Origin of the sequence: Paenibacillus sp. FSL F4-0236, from assembly GCF_038000135.1 — a bacterium.
In the GTDB taxonomy this organism is placed as follows: Bacteria; Bacillota; Bacilli; order Paenibacillales; family Paenibacillaceae; genus Paenibacillus_AQ.
Map to the genome: position 1 here is coordinate 5,168,560 of NZ_JBBOBK010000001.1, position 17,693 is coordinate 5,186,252.

14 protein-coding genes are annotated in these 17,693 nt (G+C 42.5%); 4 read left to right on the forward strand and 10 right to left on the reverse strand.

Annotated elements, in window-relative coordinates; translation table 11 throughout:
- Positions 1–96: 96 nt before the first annotated feature.
- The 8 genes from NSQ29_RS23155 to NSQ29_RS23190 form a co-directional block, all read right to left on the reverse strand.
- On the reverse strand, positions 97–972 hold the full coding sequence (locus tag NSQ29_RS23155; RefSeq protein ID WP_042124302.1) for a radical SAM/SPASM domain-containing protein: 876 nt from the start codon (positions 970–972) through the stop codon (positions 97–99).
- Positions 973–991: 19 nt separating this feature from the next.
- The gene (locus tag NSQ29_RS23160; RefSeq protein WP_042185046.1) at positions 992–1,978 is read right to left on the reverse strand and encodes a Gfo/Idh/MocA family protein; all 987 of its coding nucleotides are present in this window, start codon (positions 1,976–1,978) and stop codon (positions 992–994) included.
- 261 nt (positions 1,979–2,239) lie between these two features.
- Positions 2,240–3,628: a threonine synthase gene (gene thrC, locus NSQ29_RS23165; RefSeq protein ID WP_341126182.1), complete on the reverse strand. Its 1,389-nt coding sequence runs from the start codon at positions 3,626–3,628 to the stop codon at positions 2,240–2,242.
- A 103-nt stretch (positions 3,629–3,731) separates the two neighbouring features.
- Positions 3,732–4,235 carry a CYTH domain-containing protein gene (locus NSQ29_RS23170; protein ID WP_076283838.1) on the reverse strand — a complete coding sequence of 168 codons (504 nt, stop codon included), beginning with the start codon at positions 4,233–4,235 and terminating at the stop codon, positions 3,732–3,734.
- A gap of 189 nt (positions 4,236–4,424) precedes the next feature.
- Positions 4,425–5,411, reverse strand: a complete 987-nt coding sequence (locus tag NSQ29_RS23175) for a phosphotransferase (protein ID WP_341126183.1) — start codon at positions 5,409–5,411, stop codon at positions 4,425–4,427.
- Between the two features lie 76 nt (positions 5,412–5,487).
- Entirely contained in the window at positions 5,488–6,036 is a 549-nt protein-coding gene (locus NSQ29_RS23180) for a GNAT family N-acetyltransferase (RefSeq protein WP_341126184.1), read from the reverse strand.
- Between the two features lie 90 nt (positions 6,037–6,126).
- Positions 6,127–7,101: a phosphotransferase enzyme family protein gene (locus NSQ29_RS23185; RefSeq protein WP_341126185.1), complete on the reverse strand. Its 975-nt coding sequence runs from the start codon at positions 7,099–7,101 to the stop codon at positions 6,127–6,129.
- 180 nt (positions 7,102–7,281) lie between these two features.
- The gene (locus NSQ29_RS23190) at positions 7,282–9,333 is read right to left on the reverse strand and encodes a beta-galactosidase (RefSeq protein WP_341126186.1); all 2,052 of its coding nucleotides are present in this window, start codon (positions 9,331–9,333) and stop codon (positions 7,282–7,284) included.
- 170 nt (positions 9,334–9,503) lie between these two features.
- Here NSQ29_RS23190 and NSQ29_RS23195 point away from each other — a divergent pair, with 170 nt between their 5' ends.
- Complete coding sequence (locus NSQ29_RS23195) at positions 9,504–10,337, forward strand: helix-turn-helix transcriptional regulator (RefSeq protein ID WP_339268886.1); 834 nt, start codon at positions 9,504–9,506, stop codon at positions 10,335–10,337.
- A 70-nt stretch (positions 10,338–10,407) separates the two neighbouring features.
- Here the strand turns inward: NSQ29_RS23195 and NSQ29_RS23200 are convergent, their stop codons facing one another.
- A complete protein-coding gene (locus NSQ29_RS23200; protein ID WP_341126806.1) occupies positions 10,408–11,373 on the reverse strand; it encodes an alpha/beta fold hydrolase in 966 nt (321 codons plus the stop codon).
- Between the two features lie 227 nt (positions 11,374–11,600).
- Entirely contained in the window at positions 11,601–14,153 is a 2,553-nt protein-coding gene (locus NSQ29_RS23205; RefSeq protein ID WP_341126187.1) for a beta-mannosidase, read from the reverse strand.
- A 320-nt stretch (positions 14,154–14,473) separates the two neighbouring features.
- Between NSQ29_RS23205 and NSQ29_RS23210 the strand changes: the two genes are divergently transcribed.
- The 3 genes from NSQ29_RS23210 (at position 14,474) to NSQ29_RS23220 (ending at position 17,663) form a co-directional block, all read left to right on the forward strand.
- The gene (locus tag NSQ29_RS23210; RefSeq protein ID WP_341126188.1) at positions 14,474–15,826 is read left to right on the forward strand and encodes an ABC transporter substrate-binding protein; all 1,353 of its coding nucleotides are present in this window, start codon (positions 14,474–14,476) and stop codon (positions 15,824–15,826) included.
- A gap of 107 nt (positions 15,827–15,933) precedes the next feature.
- Entirely contained in the window at positions 15,934–16,827 is an 894-nt protein-coding gene (locus NSQ29_RS23215) for a carbohydrate ABC transporter permease (protein ID WP_042185025.1), read from the forward strand.
- Between the two features lie 2 nt (positions 16,828–16,829).
- On the forward strand, positions 16,830–17,663 hold the full coding sequence (locus NSQ29_RS23220; protein ID WP_042185023.1) for a carbohydrate ABC transporter permease: 834 nt from the start codon (positions 16,830–16,832) through the stop codon (positions 17,661–17,663).
- Positions 17,664–17,693: the final 30 nt, after the last annotated feature.

Here is a 17,693-nt window from a genome sequence, read left to right on the forward strand (position 1 = left end):
TAAAGACTTATTATTATATATACACTCCCGTTAATTAAAAAACAGAACCAGGATTCATGAAATTGCCATGTCCCGGTTCTGTTTATATTCCAATCCTCAAGTTCCGAACCGTTGCCGATATCCGCACTTGCGGCACAGCTCTTCTACTGCCTCTCTACGAGAGAACCCGTAAAACAGATTGTTCGCTCGCTCACCCTCTACGATTTCTGAGAAAGGAGTCTCATGAATGTTTCCGAGGTTAATGACTCCTTCACCATCCAGACAGCACGGTACAACGGTACCATCCACAAGGATTGCCGCTTGGCTGCGTAGTGCATGACAGAACCCTTTTCCGTCATCTTCCGGCTCATTCAGTGCAGGCCATCGGAACTCATGGTCCTGATTGAGATATACCCGTGGAGCAACCTTGACGCCGCTGCCAGGTACAACCTTTTCTTCGATCTTGAAATCAAGGTTAAAGGCTTCCTCCAGCACAGCAAGGGTCTCACGGTTCCGATTCTTCTCCAGATTGGTCAGATTATCCTCCGTCAAATTCCACAGCCGGAAGGAAATAATGACCCCTTGCGCGGAGGCTTCCCGTACAAAAGAAATAATCTCCGACAAATACCCTTCGCGGTTCTCAGATCCTTCATGCCCATCAAAGCTATGCAGAGAGAAGTTCATCTGTCGAAGTGCAGGTTTGCCGAGAATCTTAGGGCCAGCCTTATGAATTAACGTACCATTGGTAGTAATATTGACCTTGAACCCTTTGGCATGTGCCGCATCCAGCAGCTCACCAATCTTGGGATGCAGCAATGGCTCACCTTTTACGTGAAGGTAAATATGATTACTATGTGGCTTAATTTCATCTAATATCGTATTAAAAGTATCGAGCTTCATAAAGTTCTTCGTTCGGGCGGTTGGTGGACAAAAGCTGCAGGCCAGGTTGCAGACGCTTGTTATCTCAATGTATACCTTTTTAAAAGTCTTCAAGTGCTGCTCCCCATTCTATTTATAGATCTGCGGCATAGCGGAGGCCGATCTGTGCTCTGGCTTCCTCCATAACTTCTGCTACTGCCAAGGAATTCGCATGTGTATTAACTCTGCTTTCCCGTTCACCATTCTTAATTAAGTTGATAAATTCCTCAACCTCATAATACATAGACTCGAATACCTGAGGCTGCGTAAGTTCCTCAACGGTTCCGTCGCGATAATGAATCTTCACTTGGTAAGGTTGGTTGATCTTATCGATCACCATTGTACCACTTTCCCCTTGAATCTCGGCTGGCAAATAGGAATCAGCGATCTTGGAATGCATCACAACTGCATCCATATCATCATATTGCATGACAATACTTCCTTCTCCATCCACTCCAGAAGAGAGCATTAGACCCACGGCCTTTACAGACTTCGGTTTCCCGAACAACACTACCATAGGATACAGACAGTAAACACCAAGATCCATCAACGAGCCATTAGAGAAGGCTGGGTTAAAAGCATTTAATACCGTTCCCTGTCTATAGGCGTCATATCTCGATGAGTATTGACAATAGCTCGCAAAATAACGACGTACTTGACCAATCTTATACAAATTGTCTCTGATCACTCCGAAATTCGGCATGAAGGTCGATTTCATTGCTTCTACCAACAACACATCATTGTTCTGAGCGGCTTCAATCATTGCTCTAAGCTCCGCACTGTTTGAGGCAGCTGGTTTCTCACAGAGCACATGTTTGCCATGATTTAAGCACATAATCGCCTGCTCAGCATGCATGGAGTTCGGGCTTGCAATGTAAATAGCATCGACATCTTTACTGGAAACCATATCTTCCAAATTCGTATAAATTGTAGCTCCAGCATATTTTGCAGCAAAGGCCTGACCCTTCTCCATTGTGCGGGAGTACACGGCTGTCAGGATAAACTCCTCATTCTCCAAGCCGGCTTGCACGAAGCGGTCTGTAATAAAGTTTGTTCCAATGACCCCGAAACGAATTGTCATGATAATCCCGTCCTTTTTAGTTCTTACTAAAGCTCTATATGCTATTTTCTCACTCTCAGGGTAGTCATGTCTACTTTTCAGGACAAATTTCCGACAAATTCCGATAGATCCACTTTGTGAAAAAAAGCACCACTCCTTCATCTTTTGTCGATATCAAACTATTCATAGTAAACAGCGACATTATTTGTCGAAAGATGCAGTAAAGAGGCTCCCATTCTTAACTTAAGAACAGGAGCCTGCTGAGCCATATGGATTTACAAATTATTCATAAAAAGCCTGCAATTGAAGCACAATTTCATCCTTGTCATGATCCACTACGGTTTGGTGTTGTGGCATCTCGAACAACGCTTTAATTTGTGCCGGGAATTCCTGCTTAATGTCAATCAGAGTAATCGCCTCATCAAACTTAGCTGGATGTGCGGTCGCAAAGGTAATCCCAATCTCATCCGAGCCATTAAAAGCTTCGTAAGCTGCGATTCCACATGCAGTATGCGGATCAAGTAGGTATCTATATTCTTTTTGAAACTTAGCAATTGTATTCAAGCATTGGTCATTCTTCACGCCAAGCGCTGCAAAATCCTTCTGCACCTGCTGAAGCGCCTCGCCTTCAACCGTAATCTTGCCCTCGGTTTGCAGTTTGGACATATACGCGGATAGTTTCTCGGAATCCTCGCCTACCAAATAATATAGATAACGCTCAAAATTGCTCGCCACTTGGATATCCATCGAAGGACTGTATGTGCTTGTGAAGCTGCCCGGTTTGTATTCACCCGTGTTCACGAAACGCTCCAAGATGTTATTTTCATTCGTAGCAATAATCAGTTTGTTAATTGGTAATCCCATTTGCTTCGCCAAATATCCGGAGAAAATATTACCGAAGTTGCCGGAAGGCACGCTGATGTTAATCTTCTTCTCACTGCTGCCATCGACATGCAAATATGCATAGAAATAATAGACAGTCTGCGCCAGAATACGTACAAAGTTAATGGAGTTGATCGCACGCAGATGATAGCGACTCTTAAAGTCGAGATCCGCGAACAGATCCTTAATCACCTTTTGGCAATCATCAAAGTTACCATGAACAGACAGGTTCAGTACATTGCTGTCATCAACCGTAGTCATCTGTAGCTCCTGCACTTTACTAACCTTACCATGCGGATGAAGAATACAGATCTTGATTCCTTCTTTGCCGCGGACACCCTGAATCGCAGCCGCCCCAGTATCCCCCGAGGTTGCTCCGAGGATGTGGATGATCTTGTTCTGCTTTTTGGAAATATACGAGTACAGCTCACCCATAAACTGCAGTGCTACATCTTTGAAGGCAAATGTAGGGCCATGGAACAATTCCAGTACATACAGGGAATCATTCACTTGGTGAATAGGCGTTACTTCCGGCGTGCGGAAATTGCCATAACTAGTATTGACCATTTCCTGCAAATCTTCTAAAGGAATCTCATCATTAATGTAATAGGCGAAAATCTTCAGGAACAATTCCTGGTAGCTAAGACTTCTCCACTCTTCTAAAGTAGCTGCTGAAACGACAGGAATCTCGGAAGGAACCATCAATCCGCCGTCATCGGCAAGTCCCATCAACACCGTATCGATAAAGCCTTTAGGTTCCACATTGCCTCTTGTGCTTATATACTTCATGCTCATCCTCCTGAACCCCTCTATATACTATATATAAATATAAGTTTCACTTAATCGTTGCCTGTTTTCCCTATATACTACCACGTTTACGCGCTAAAGTCCGTTAATTCTTTGTCTTATTTTGCAGCTCTTTCCAGACGGTTTTGTTGCTGTACTGCCGTTCCGTGCTGACATCCTTGCCGAACCATTCCGGCGCCTTGAAGCTTTCCGCTTCCTCCAAAGATTCAAATTCAACCTCCAGAACGGACAATTTCAACTGAGAATAGACGTCGATCTCAACCGTTGTGCCATTCCACACCGCCGTAATCCGCTCTTTGACCAATGCTACCGCATTAACCGCCTCAATCATCTGATTATATAAACCCTCTGAGATAAAATATTCGATCTCTTCGCGCTTGATCCCTTTGCCATCCTTAAACGTGTGTGTATACGTTACCTCACCTGAGTCCAGATCCGTAATTTTACGCACACGCAGCTCTTGTCCGCCGTCTATCGCCAGATAGGTCTGATCGATATTATGCCGGGTCACAATCTTCAATTCGCCTTCTTGAATAAGCTGCTCCGGAAATTCCGGCAGCAGAAACTTGCGTTCGATCTCCAAAGCCATGATGTTTCGCTCCTCTTCGTGCCATTTATTTTATATTAATAATCATCATAGGGGTGAGACAAACCCAAGTCAATGTAGATTATGGGGAAAAAGGTCATGTTCTTATCGAATTACCTCAATAATAGAAACAGCGGCAGTCATGGACGTGGAAAAGCAAGCCCTAAACTGTCGCTGCTAATTATGGAGATTCTAAAGATTTCCTAACAAAGCGGACATATTTTTTTGATTTTCTGCAAGCCAAATCATTTCCTTCGCAAAGCGAGCTGGCGGTACACTATGTTGATCCATGTTAGCATTAATCCACCATGTGCTTTCCATATACCACAACAACTGTAATGAATGTGTTAAATAGCCCTCTACCACGTCGCGTTCCTCACTGTACCCTTCCATAAACGCCGAAGCCAGGGAGACATCTAAATTATCATCTAAGGCACATGACATCACAGCACGAGCTACATCAAGTTGCGGATAGTCATATTTTAGTCGATCAAAATCTAGAATTGCAGATAAACCGTTATCATTAAATAAAAGATTATCTACCCAAAGGTCACGATGTGCCCAGCCTGTTTGAAGTAAGTCGAGTAGTTCTATATTCATTTCTTCAGTAGCTTTAAATTGAGTTTCTATATCAGCAAGCAGCTGAGGTTTACCAAGTCCCTTAGTCTTTTCCCAAACGGAGTTCCAATGTGCTAAACGCTCCTCACGACTTGGAGGAATAAATTGCGGACTATTTTTAATGCCAAGTGTCCCGTCATTTAACAATCGATGCATTTTTCCTGTTGCTCGACCTAAATCATATATTTGATGGACATTGATTTTACCTGGTGAAATTAATTTTCCCTGGCAATACTCCATCACCAGGAAGCGTTCTCCATTATCAGATTCAAGCAAAATACTTTCATTCTGTGATAACACTTTGGGGCACGCTAGATCTTGGTCATACAATCTAATCTGTTGAGAGAGTGCTAACAATATCTCCTCTGACTTATATAATTTATATCTTTCTTTGTTGTATTGTTTAAGTAACAATTCCCCTGCATCCGTCGTAACTTTCCACTTTAAGTTTAACCAGCCTCGTTTTATCGAAGTAGTTTCAATTACATTCATACCGAATAAACGATGAAATGTTTTTAGTAGGTCATCCAAGATCATTTCCTCTGTTAATATTGTCTCCATCTGGTCAACTCCTATATTTATAGTGAATAAGTTTTTATTCCTTATGGAGACCTATATAACCTCTGGGATTAAATAATCAATCTGTTATTAATTTTGAATACATATTGAGATCTATAAACTTTCCGTTTACTCTTTCATACCTTCTTAAGGTTCCCTCAAACATAAAGTTCAGCTTTTGCAAGACTTTTACTGAATTCACGTTTTCGGGTTCCACTTTTGCTTCGATTCGATTCAGCTTCAAAGTTGAGAATGCGTAATCTAACAAAGCACTTATAGCTTCTGAAGCATAGCCTCTTCCCCAAAATGCTCTAGCAATGTCATATCCAATCTCCGCTTTCTCATTTTCAAAGTCTAAGGAATTAAAACCACAAGAACCTATGATTTCATTGGATTCCATTTCAATGATAGAGAAACGAATAGCTTTATTATCTAGAGAAAATTCATCAAGAAGTTTTATCATATCTTTTGCCTGATTTCCATCAGTAAAACTATCAATATTCATGAACTTGGTAACCTCTGGATCAGACCAAATTTTAAACAAACTTGGCGAATCCGATACCTTCATTTTTCTTAAATGTAATCGTTCTGTGTGCAACTCTGTAGTTAACATTATTTTTACCTCCATTAAATTTTAATAGTTGGTTTAAAAATAATGATCTCTGCGCATAGTTCAGTCCCTTCATTTTTCATTCCCCATTAGAATATCACACCATCGTTAAAACGAATAATATACCTCTTTTCCCTCAAGAAAATCGAGGCATAGGGTACTGCATATTTTGGAGGCGTGCTCTTTTATCCAACCGTTCCTCTCAGAGTCATGAATAAAAAATACGTAACTAATAAAAATATCCATAAATATTTGTCCTTCAATGTACCGAATCTCATCAAGCGAAAAGCTTGATTTAGAAGCATAACCCTCCAAAAGCGTTTTGCGGAGCTCACTTTTCAACATGGAAGATGCAGAGCCCAAATCAAACAGGTAGTAACCATAACCAAATAAACAATAATCTATTAAGATAGGATTTTGTTCTGACACAACGACATTGCCCAGTTGAAAATCAGCATGAATGAATCCCCATGAGTTGTCCCTAGCGTCTAGTTCTGCAATTTGTTCTTTTACTACGAGTAGAACGCTACTAATAACTTCGTAATCCTCCTGAATAAGGGCTCCATTGTCTGTTCCCTTTCCAAGTTCTATTAAAGTTTCATCAATCTTTGTGACATTGTATACAGGTCTATGTAACTCCAAGGGCATTAGCATTCGTGAGAATTCATGTAAACTAGCAAGATTTCTACCCAATCTATAAACAATCTGTTCAATGTTATCTTCATCTTGGGTTAGCGTCGAGCCTTCGATCCATTCTAAAAGAGTGGCCAAACTAGCCCCAAATTGCTCCGAACTATATTCAGTAACCAGTTCCCCTTTTTGATTTAGAACAGGTCTTTGAACTTTTAGTATGTTCTTCTGATCGATTTCTCGCAGAAAAAACATTTCTGCCTGTAATCCATCTCGAGTATGTTGTAAGCCTGAGAACCCTTCCGATATTGGTTTATGTATACGCAACAAATAATTCTTGTTATCCGTTTTGTCGGTCACTTTAAATGTAATATTCTCATTATGTCTAATGAATTCAATGATGGGATCGATGAACGAATACTGCAACAATACTTTCTCAGCTTCAATGATCATAAGACTTCCCTCCTTCAAATCTAGAATATTCTTTATATTGTACCTGTTGCTCGTTGTATTTTGTTGGAATTAATAACTATATTTAAAAAGTATCCTTTTGAATATCTTCTATAAAAAAATAGAGTTACATATTAGTTCTCTAATACGCAACTCCATTAATATCATTATTTATTCATAGCGTTAATGTAATATCAATACACCAAAGCCTTCCATAGTAACCTCACCCGATAACGTTGTCCCGCTCAGTAAATCCATTTTGGTCTCATGAAGATGGATCGCGACAGGAGCTTCACTATAATTAAGCAAAAAAGTATAACTGGAAGAAGTCCCGTTACGAACTTGCAGCTCTACATCTTCAGGGAGCACCAGCCAATCTACTGGCGACTGCAGGCTGACTTGATCTATGATTATGGACGCTGCTTGTTCATTAAAGACTGCTCCGTAATACCAAACCTCGCCTTTGCCGCGACGATTTCTTGTAACCGCCGGTTTTCCCGCATAATAGTCCGAGGCATAGACCGCCATGACTTCGACCGAATCATCCTCAATCCGGAGAATATCATTAAAATCATCTGCCCCAGTAACCCCTTCTGCCGCACCCGACCAGCTAATCGTCGTTGGCTGACGACTACCTTTAACCATTGTGAATTCTTCGACTGTGATCCCGCATAGATCTCTAGCAGCACCTGGGAAAGGACGCATATAACATTGACCGCGTTCATCCTTATAGCCGGTTCTGCATCCGAAGATCAGTTTTCCACCTTGCTGAACGTATTCATCCAGAAGCGACGCTGTCTCATCTGTCATAATTGCCGGGTGAGGATAGATAAGCACATCGTACCGTGCGAGCTCTTCCAGCGTCGTCTTTTTGCGTAAATAGAGTACGTCATTCGGGATATGCTTCCGCTGGAGTGCCTTGTACCACTCCTTATTGCTCTTCCACATAAATGGACCATGCCACACATCATACTCTCCATCCCACTCATTAGCATAATCACGAACAATAGCAACGTTAGCCTGATTACGGGTGCCGATAAGTGCTTGCCCTGCCCCCGCCAGCTCTTGACCAATCTGTCCCGCTTCCCGTACTCTTCGGTTCGGCTGGTTATGGTAGTCGTTAATGCCATGCCAATAAATTTCATTGCCCATCGTGGCTGTCCGCCAGCGGAAATACAGCACCATATCTGCGCCATGAGCGATCGATTGATAGGTCCATAACCGCATCTGTCCCGGCTTCGGAGATGGCATATCCATCCGGTTCACCCAGCCACCCGGTCCCGACTGCTGCTCCATAATACAGAAATTAGGGGAAATAGAACGGACAACAGATAATGAAAGTCCCCAGCCTCTGTCATTCAGCGGATTCCGCTCATTCGGATCATAAAAAATAGTCGAGAACTGCGGATAGGAATCATAGCTGAAGAAATCCAGTAATTCATCCGTCAATTCATGGCTGTCGAGATGCCCGAACAGACCGTTCGTTGTTACCCACTGCTTAGGGGCAAGTTTACGGATGATGTCCGCTTGGTTTTCGGCAAAAGAAATCGTATTATCCGATATAAACCGCTTTTCATCCAAAGCCTGATGGGGATTGGGCTGCTTGGGTGACGGGGTAGGACGCGGAAGATACACTTGAGACCAATCACTATAACTCTGATTCCAAAAAACAGCCCCCCAAGCCTCGTTTAGCCGCTCAAGCGTGACATATTTCTGCTGCAGCCATTCCCGGAAAGCCTTATGGTCACTCTCTGAATAAAATTCACTGATCTCGCAGTTGAGCTCGTTATCAATTTGCCAACCGACCACACCTGGATGATTGCCATAATGTTCAGCCATCTGTTCCGTAATCCGAGCACACAGCTCACGGTATTTGGGGCTACTGTAATTATAATGACGGCGCATGCCATGCTGTAGGGTAACACCTTCATACGTCACGTTTAATACTTCTGGATACTTATGGGTCAGCCAAGCTGGAGGTGTTGCCGTCGGCGTACCGAGCACAACCTGAAGACCATGTTTATGAGCTAAATCAATCGCCCGATCAAAGAGCCCGAACTGAAATTCACCCTGAGCAGGTTCAAAAATAGACCAAGCAAACTCCCCAATCCGAATGATTGTAAAGCCTAGTTCCCTCATCCGGCGATAATCGTCCTCCCACATGCTTTCCGGCCAGTGTTCCGGATAATAACAGACGCCAAGCTCGAATTTTTCTGTTGCGACAGGTTTCTTCATGATTACCTCCAAAGTATTAAAAATATGCTTTCAGTATTTTATAATTCTATTGTAGTATCAGTATTAATAAGGCTTATATAACAAAATATTGCGATCATATAACTATCTTGCGTTAATTACCTTAATCCAACTAGCGCTCTGATGCGCGACAGAAATGAGTGCCATATAACATGAAGAAACAATGGTATTTACCGACACCAGCTTTTTCAAAATATGTCTGTTATCCTGAATTTTTGGGACATTACAGTCACTTTCCACAGCATACCGAGAGAAGAAGTGAAGGATTCCTGGGAAGCTATAACCTACATTTAATCTTTGGTGGGAAGGGTTATGTATTCCATGAGGGCGAACGTATTCCAATGAGCAGAGGACGAGGGTTTCTTTACCCTAAAGGCGCCTACCAGCAGTACGGCTCTGATCCCGGAGAGCCTTGGGATGTTCGTTGGGTTCATTTTAGCACTCAAATTGTACTCCCCTTATTAGAAGAAGTGGACCAGTCTAGTGCATACCTGTTCACTTTTGATTTGGACGCTAAGCTGGACGAGCTATTCGAGGAAATGTACTTGCTGAGCGCTTCCTATGTAACACGTAGTGAGCCAAGGCTATCCGCGCTTCTGTATGAGCTTCTAGTGAAATTGCTACAGAATTCCGAACCGCTTCACGGCTCAGTACCGCACGAGGTCAGGCAGTCTATCCGCAGTGCCGCAGATATCATTCATGTCGAATGTGCCCGTCCTTGGTCACTGGAGTCGATGGCAAGACTAACCGGGTATAGCAGCTATCATTTTCTACGGCTGTTCCGAATGGTTATGGGCAAAACACCAAACCGTTATTTAACGGATTGTCGACTGGCCAGAGCCAAGCTTCTACTGGTTTCTACTGGACTCTCCATTGCTCAGGTTGCGACTCAGTCCGGTTTTGCCCAGTCCAGCTATTTCATTAAAGTGTTCAGAACGTTCGAGGGGATGTCCCCCGTAAAGTACCGTCAGGCTTTTGGATCATAATTCCTTAAACGAGAAAAAACCGAACGACAATCAGAGAAAACCCTGAAGTTCGTTCGGCTCAAAGAGTCATTTACTTAGCTTCTTCCATAAATACTCTGAAGTTTTCTACGATCTCTTTTGCTTTAGTACGATATAAATAATGTCCTTCTTCAAATGTCAGCACTTTTCCATGTACAGAGTCTTTTACTTGCTTTTCATGCTCTGGTATCCATCTATCCGTTGCTGGTTGATTCGCTTGTATAAAGAAAATAAGAGGAAGATTTTTAGGAAATGTTAAGCTTTCAGCTGATTTAAAATTAGAATACATCATTCCAGCTTCATTTAATTGGGTGGGATTAAATATGTTTTTGCGATTGATCAGTCTCATTTGTTCTTTTGTTTTATCATCAAATGGTAGTTCAGCAATGGGGTCAGCACTAAATTTCATTTGCAATCTGATTAAACCGGATTTTTTGAGCAGATTTATAGTTCTTAATTCCGAAGCTTCGATCTTCCTCTCGCTTATCGATGGAACACTACTATCAAGCCCGACAAATGCACTCACTTCATTTTCATACTTGTTAACATAATCTAGTCCATATATGCCTGAAATAGAGTGGCCCATTAGAATATAACGGTCAATATTAAGAGCCTGTAAAGCTTCATGAATTTCACTTACAATATTCTCCGTGCTGCGCTCCTTTTTGGTCAGATCACTTAATCCATACCCAAAAGGCTCAATCATGACAACTTTGTAAAACGGCGACAGTTCATCTATTAATGCTTTAAAATCAAGAGCTGGCGCTGCTGTGCCATAACCCGGTAGTAGCACGACTGTTTCTTCACCTTTTCCTTGAATATAAACATTCATGTTTTTCCCATCTACGGGTACTAACTGACCATAGGGTTCTATTTTATTTTGTTCCGATTTATTGCTGATCAAATTAACTGTATAGACAATAGCGAGAAAAAGCACGATTGCGATGATTATTGCTCCTACTACTTTAAGTAGTATGTTTAGTATTCTACTCGTTCTCGTGCCCGCCTTCATTTTCATTCTTTCTTTTATTTCCACTCGTATCTTCTCCTGTCATCAGCTGTGTTTTGGACTACCATAACTAACTGCTAAGCTAAGATTAACCAATGAAGATGTACTCTCTATGACGTTAACATGAACGGAGTATGAATAGGAAAAACAACATTTATACCAGCACACAAAAAAACAAACCAAGAGCCGAGCTCATGGCTTGTTTCCTTTTGAAATAAATTATCTCTCCTTAAGATTTACAGTAAATCTTCGCTCACAAAATCAACCATCGATTGAACCTTCAATCCCTTAGGAGCGCCTGGAATCCAGTCCCTTCCATCGTTCCCGCGTTCCGAGAACGTTATCGTCTTGGGTTGCCCTGGGAGAAGATCAAAGTAATTGTCAGAGAATATTCCTTCATCTTCTGAGGTCAGGTATACGCCTCTAGCTAATACATCGCTTGTCACAGTGAAGCTTAGACCTCCGCTATCTGGAGTTTCCATTATGTTAATTACTGAACGCTGCAACCGAATTTCTTTTTCCGGGATAAAATAGTGCACCTTACGATCTATCATCTCACCATTAGCCTGCAAGCTGATCTCAAGCAATACATCGTTCGATCCATGACCTTCTAACAGTTCCGTCACTGGAGACGAGAATACGATAGCCGCTGAATCGGCTCCCAGCTCAACGGGATATGTCCACTCTCGCAGTACCGAACCGTTAAACTGATACAATTTAAGCCCCAAATCAGCGGTGACTGCTGTTCTTAAATCAGATACGACATGAACGTCAATCCGCTCGTGGTCGGTACCGTCAATAGACAACAGAACATCTTGAAAGCTTGAGCGCACGGTATATTGCAATGCTTTCCAGCGTCCGTTGTAATCCATCCCCGCCCAAGAAGCGACTGGCCAGCAATCATTCATCTGCCAGTATAAAGTACCCATACAATAAGGTTTATTTCTTCTGTGACTTTCAATCGCGATTCGAATCGCTTCGGCCTGGAGGATTTGACTCATATACAGAAATGCTTTAAAATCCTTCGGCTGCGGCAGATACATATCCATGTATTCCTTGATCAGCAGGTTTCCGCGTCCATTCTTCTGATGCGCCAGCATCACCTCTGAGGTAAGCTCCAAATCCTGCTCTTCAGCATAGCTCATTACGGTCTTTAGTTCCGGGAACGACTGGAATCCGTATTCACTCATAAAGCGGCCAACCTTGGTATTATAATTCTCAAAAGGCTCAATCCCGTGCCACACGCCCCAGTAATGCACATCCCCATCGCCCACAATCCGCGTCGCGTGTTGATTCATATCTCCAGTCAAATTCCGCATCGGTGAAGACGGCCAGTAGTCCACACCTGGATGGAGCGCGGCTACAGCCTCCGGTAGAATCCGGTGGAATATTTCCTCATAATCAGCCCACATTGTAGCTCTTTGCTCCGCGCTGAGTTTTTCTTTCCAGCCCCAGCCCATATTTTCCTCGAACTGTGACCAGGCCGAATCAATCTCGTTATTGCCACACCATAAGGCGATGCAGGGATGATTGCGCAATCTTTTGACGTTATACTCAGCCTCTTTCTTCACATTCGCAAGAAACTCTTCATCCCCCGGATACATGCTGCAAGCGAACATGAAGTCCTGCCAGACCAACAGCCCGTATTCATCACAGAGCTTGTAAAATATCTCCTCTTCATAAAAACCGCCACCCCACACTCGCAGCATATTCATGTTTGATTCTGCGGCCGTGGCAATTTCATGCCGATACCGCTCTTCGGTAACTTCTGTGATGAAGCTGTCATTCGGAATATGATTGGCACCTTTGGCGAAGACCGACACACCATTCAGTACAAAAGAAAATGAAGCCCCTTTCGCATCATGCTCCCGAATCAATTGAATGCTCCGGAGTCCAGTTCTTACGCTTTTGCTAACTTCAACTTCCTTACCTTTCACCAAATCCGCTTGGAATGTATATAAATGAGGCTCGCCCAGCCCTCTACACCACCAGAGCTGCGGCTGATCTACCACGATATCCATCTCTATTTGTTGCTTGCCACTCTTTAAGGAAACCGCTTGCATCGACTCTAAACCATCAGCACTCATTCGCAGCATTCCCTGCCATGCCGCAGGAGCATCTACTTCAATAATTGCGGTTAATTGAGCCTCTTCCTTTGTGATCACATTTTGGCGGATATAGAGATCTATGATTTGAACTGAATCACGTCCCTTAAGGGCCGCCTTACGCCATATTCCACTGGTCAAGAAACGCGGACCCCAATCCCAGCCGTAATGATAAGGTGCTTTGCGGGCAAAAACACTAATCCGCTGGTCCTCTAGTCCCCCAAGCTCGGATTGATCATTCGGTGCAGGTAACGCATACCCCAGCTTCTCTAGCTTAGGTAGATCCTCTTTAACTACAGAGCGGAATCTCACTAGTATATGGTTTTCACCAATCTTCAACTGATCTTTAACATCCACTCTCCACGCCAAAAACATATTGTCTGCAGCGAGCACATGTACATTATTCACATACACGTCAGCATATGTATCAAGACCTTCAAAAATAAGTTCTGTGCAAGTAAGCTCCAACCACTCTTCACCAAGCTGCAAAGTGGTTTGATATTCCCAATCTTTCTTATCAATCCATTGTAGGTTATGTTCATTTGTTCCATAGAAGGGATCTTCAATCTTTCCGTTCTTCAGTAAATCCGTATGGACCGTGCCTGGCACAGTAGCCGGAAGCCACTCCTCGTCACCACAGCTTCTAAATTCCCACTTCGCAAGATTCATCTCTAGATGTTTCATAATATCCTCCTAATTGCTAAAAGTTTTGTAGAGCATATGCTTCTCCAAGTGACTTCGTACAAAACTCACTTCGGAAGCGTTCGCTTAAGTTTTGTAAGCCTATTCATCTTTCAAAATAACATACCTCTTCTAGCATTTCATTGAATCCACTTGTTATTCTTGGTATTTTGTTATCCATTCGTTAGGTATACACTAATTATAATCGTTCAAACAAAACAAATAAAGACAATAAATAATAATACAATACATTTCTAAACGCTTTATTTAAAGCTATAATGTTCATGTAAACGCTAACAAAATAATGAAAAGGGGATTAAGTTATGAGAAATAAGTTATTTTCGTTATCTTTTGTTATGGTTATGATTTTATCATCAACGCTTGCTGGCTGCGGCTCGAACAATGGCAACAGCACCAATAACGGGGCTTCTGCAACCGATAAGCCCGCAGCGACTAACACAGAGACTACCGGCGGTGACACGACAAGCAACGCAACAGCCGAACCTGCAGCAGGAGCTGACATTAGCGGCAAAATCACCTTCCTGACTAACAGAACAGACATGATTGGCAAAGAATACGATGAATATTTAAAGCGCTTTAATGAAAAATACCCGAACGTTAAAGTCGAATTCGAGGCTTCCCAGACCGACTATAATCAACAGGCTAAAGTCAGAATGGCCAGCGGCGAGCTTCCTGACGTTATGTTCATTCCTACCATTCCTAACTCCGACTTACCAAAATACTTCGCTTCACTGGATGATCTCGGCCTGAACGATCAAATCACCTTTAAAGACTTCAAATCCTTTGATGGCAAGCTGTACGGAATTACCACAGGGAACTCTACATCCGGGATTGTTTATAACAAAAAAGCATTTACGGATGCTGGCATCACAGAAACCCCTAAGACTTGGGATGAATTCCTGGCTGCCTGCGAAAAGCTGAAAGCAAAAGGTGTCATTCCACTGTCCTCTAACTTCAAAGATAAATGGCCACTGGGTACATGGGCTTATGATACTCCGCGCCTAATTGCAGGCACCCCCGACTTCCCTAATGAGAAGCTGAACTCTGAAACACCATTTACCATGGACAACGGCTATGGTAAAGCCTTTAGCCTGCTCAAGGAGCTCAACGAAAAAGGGTATCTGGAAAAAGACATCAACTCCACCAACTGGGAGCAATCGAAAAAAGACATCGCTTCTGGTAAGTTCGCCATGTACTATCTCGGCAACTGGGTCATTAACCAAGTTATTGGAGTAGGAGCTCCTTCAGACGATGTTGGCTTCTTCCCGTTCCCTTATGACAATTCAGGTAAACCATCCGCTACTCTTAGCCCTGACTTCTTCTATGCTGTTGCTAAAAACAGCAAAAATTTAGAAGCTGCCAAAGATTTCGTAAAATGGATGATTGAGGATTCCGGCTATGAGGACTTCGCGGGCTTTATCTCCCCACTAAAAGGAAAAGAATCTAATCTGGCTCAGCTAAAAGAATTCCAAGCTACCGGAGTAGAGTTAGTAGAAGGAACTGTTGACGATGCGAAGGTTACAGAAATCGGCAACAAGGCACAATTAGATCTCCCTGCTGTTGTACAGGAATTTGTGCTTGCCAAAGATCCGCAAACTGTATTAGACAAATGGAATAAAGCCTGGGCTAAAGCTAAGAAAGATCTCGGCTATTAATACAAACTTTTGACCAGAAGTACAACACGGTGCAAAATGGATTATCGCCCTTACGGATAGTCCATTTTGCCTTTCCATACCAAGCTTTTATGAAAGAAGGGCTAGCGATGTTCGGAACACTTTCCTATAACAAACAAAAAATGATAATCATTGTATCATTCCTTACGATCCCATTGTTGCTCCTTGCGACATTCACGTATTATCCAGCGCTTAAGCTGATCTATTACAGTTTCACCAATTGGGATGGCTATAGCCCTGAGAAACCATGGGTCGGACTTGCTAATTACCGCGAGGTCTTCTCTAATCCTGATATTTTCAAAGTATTTACACATAACTTTGCTTACTTCGCTATGGGAATTGTTCAGAACATAGTCGCCATTTATTTTGCGGTTGTTCTGAATAGTAAGCTCAAAGGGAAAAACGCATTCCGAATCTTACTTTTCCTTCCTTACATCATGAACGGAGTTGCCGTTGCTTTTATGTTTGGTTATGTCTTTGACACTACTAACGGATCTCTGAATATGTTCCTGAATAGCATCGGTCTAACCGGACTAGGACAGACCAGCTGGCTTGGAACAGAAGGACTGGTCAACTATTCTCTGGCATCCACAGGATTTTGGCGTTTCATGGGTTATAACATGGTCATCTACATCGCCTCCTTGCAGGCCATACCAAACGATATCTATGAGGCTTCAAAGATTGATGGTGCTGGACCTTTCCAAACCCTTTGGAGAATTACTTTACCGAATATGAAGCCAGTCATTCAGCTTAACTTATTTCTTACCGTCACAGGAGCACTGGAAGTCTTTGATCTCCCATTCGTATTGACCAAGGGTGGTCCTGCAGGCGCCAGCGAAACTTACGTACAGAAAGTTGTAGACACTGCATTTGCTTACAACAACTATGGTCTCGCTTCTGCCATGAGTATTATCTTGCTCTTCTTTGTCGTCATCGTACTATTAGTACAGCAACTAGTTCTTAGCCGGGGAGGAGACAAATAGACATGACAAACTCCAAATTCCGCTTTACAGATGTTATTAAATACTTCTCGCTAATCATCGGCGTATTTGTCGTGCTTTTCCCTCCTTATGTAGTTATCGTAAATGCCTTCAAATCGACTGATGAATTTAACAGTAGTAGCTCCATGGCACTGCCAAAAAGCTTTTTTAATTTCGATAATTTCATTGCGGTGTTCCAACGTGGAGGTTTACTTAACGGATTTGGTAACGTATTAATTATTATAGCTATTACTTTAATTCTGAACATTCTATTTGGAACTATGGTAGCATTTGTACTGGGACGCTTCTCTTTTAAATTAAAGCCTGTTGTCTTTGGTGCTTATCTAATAGCCACTATCATTCCTAGCATCACGACGCAAGTAGCCACTTTTGGTATCATCAAAAGCATGGGGCTTTATAATACACTCGGCGCCCCTATCGTGCTATATATCGGAGCAGATGTGATTCAAATTATTCTTTATTTGCAATTTATCCGTAACATTCCCGTGGATCTAGATGAGAACGCGATGGTAGAAGGTGCATCTCTTTTTAAAATCTATCGCTCGATTATTTTTCCATTATTGACGCCGGCTACGGCTACTTTGATTATCTTGAAGACGATTAGTATCTATAATGACATGTACATCCCTTATCTATATATGCCAAAACAAAGCCTGGGCGTAGTTACGACGATCCTGATGCGTTTTCAAGGGGTCAATTCGGGCGAATGGAATTTAATCTGTGCGGCCATTCTGCTTATCCTGCTCCCCACAATAATTCTATATTTCTTCCTACAACGTTACATCTTTGAAGGCGTAACCAGCGGCGCAGTTAAATAAGGCAGTTCACTTTAAGAAAGGACAACGCAA

What these genes read in the sequence shown, in the direction of transcription:
- NSQ29_RS23175 (WP_341126183.1), bottom strand. Translation starts at nt 5,411, where the DNA reads ATGGAGACAATATTAACAGAGGAAATGATCTTGGATGACCTACTAAAA.
- NSQ29_RS23215 (WP_042185025.1), top strand. Translation starts at nt 15,934, where the DNA reads ATGTTCGGAACACTTTCCTATAACAAACAAAAAATGATAATCATTGTA.
- NSQ29_RS23210 (WP_341126188.1), top strand. Translation starts at nt 14,474, where the DNA reads ATGAGAAATAAGTTATTTTCGTTATCTTTTGTTATGGTTATGATTTTA.
- NSQ29_RS23205 (WP_341126187.1), bottom strand. Translation starts at nt 14,153, where the DNA reads ATGAAACATCTAGAGATGAATCTTGCGAAGTGGGAATTTAGAAGCTGT.
- NSQ29_RS23185 (WP_341126185.1), bottom strand. Translation starts at nt 7,101, where the DNA reads ATGATCATTGAAGCTGAGAAAGTATTGTTGCAGTATTCGTTCATCGAT.
- NSQ29_RS23200 (WP_341126806.1), bottom strand. Translation starts at nt 11,373, where the DNA reads ATGAAAATGAAGGCGGGCACGAGAACGAGTAGAATACTAAACATACTA.
- NSQ29_RS23160 (WP_042185046.1), bottom strand. Translation starts at nt 1,978, where the DNA reads ATGACAATTCGTTTCGGGGTCATTGGAACAAACTTTATTACAGACCGC.
- NSQ29_RS23195 (WP_339268886.1), top strand. Translation starts at nt 9,504, where the DNA reads ATGAAGAAACAATGGTATTTACCGACACCAGCTTTTTCAAAATATGTC.
- NSQ29_RS23170 (WP_076283838.1), bottom strand. Translation starts at nt 4,235, where the DNA reads ATGGCTTTGGAGATCGAACGCAAGTTTCTGCTGCCGGAATTTCCGGAG.
- NSQ29_RS23220 (WP_042185023.1), top strand. Translation starts at nt 16,830, where the DNA reads ATGACAAACTCCAAATTCCGCTTTACAGATGTTATTAAATACTTCTCG.
- thrC (WP_341126182.1), bottom strand. Translation starts at nt 3,628, where the DNA reads ATGAAGTATATAAGCACAAGAGGCAATGTGGAACCTAAAGGCTTTATC.
- NSQ29_RS23180 (WP_341126184.1), bottom strand. Translation starts at nt 6,036, where the DNA reads ATGGAGGTAAAAATAATGTTAACTACAGAGTTGCACACAGAACGATTA.
- NSQ29_RS23190 (WP_341126186.1), bottom strand. Translation starts at nt 9,333, where the DNA reads ATGAAGAAACCTGTCGCAACAGAAAAATTCGAGCTTGGCGTCTGTTAT.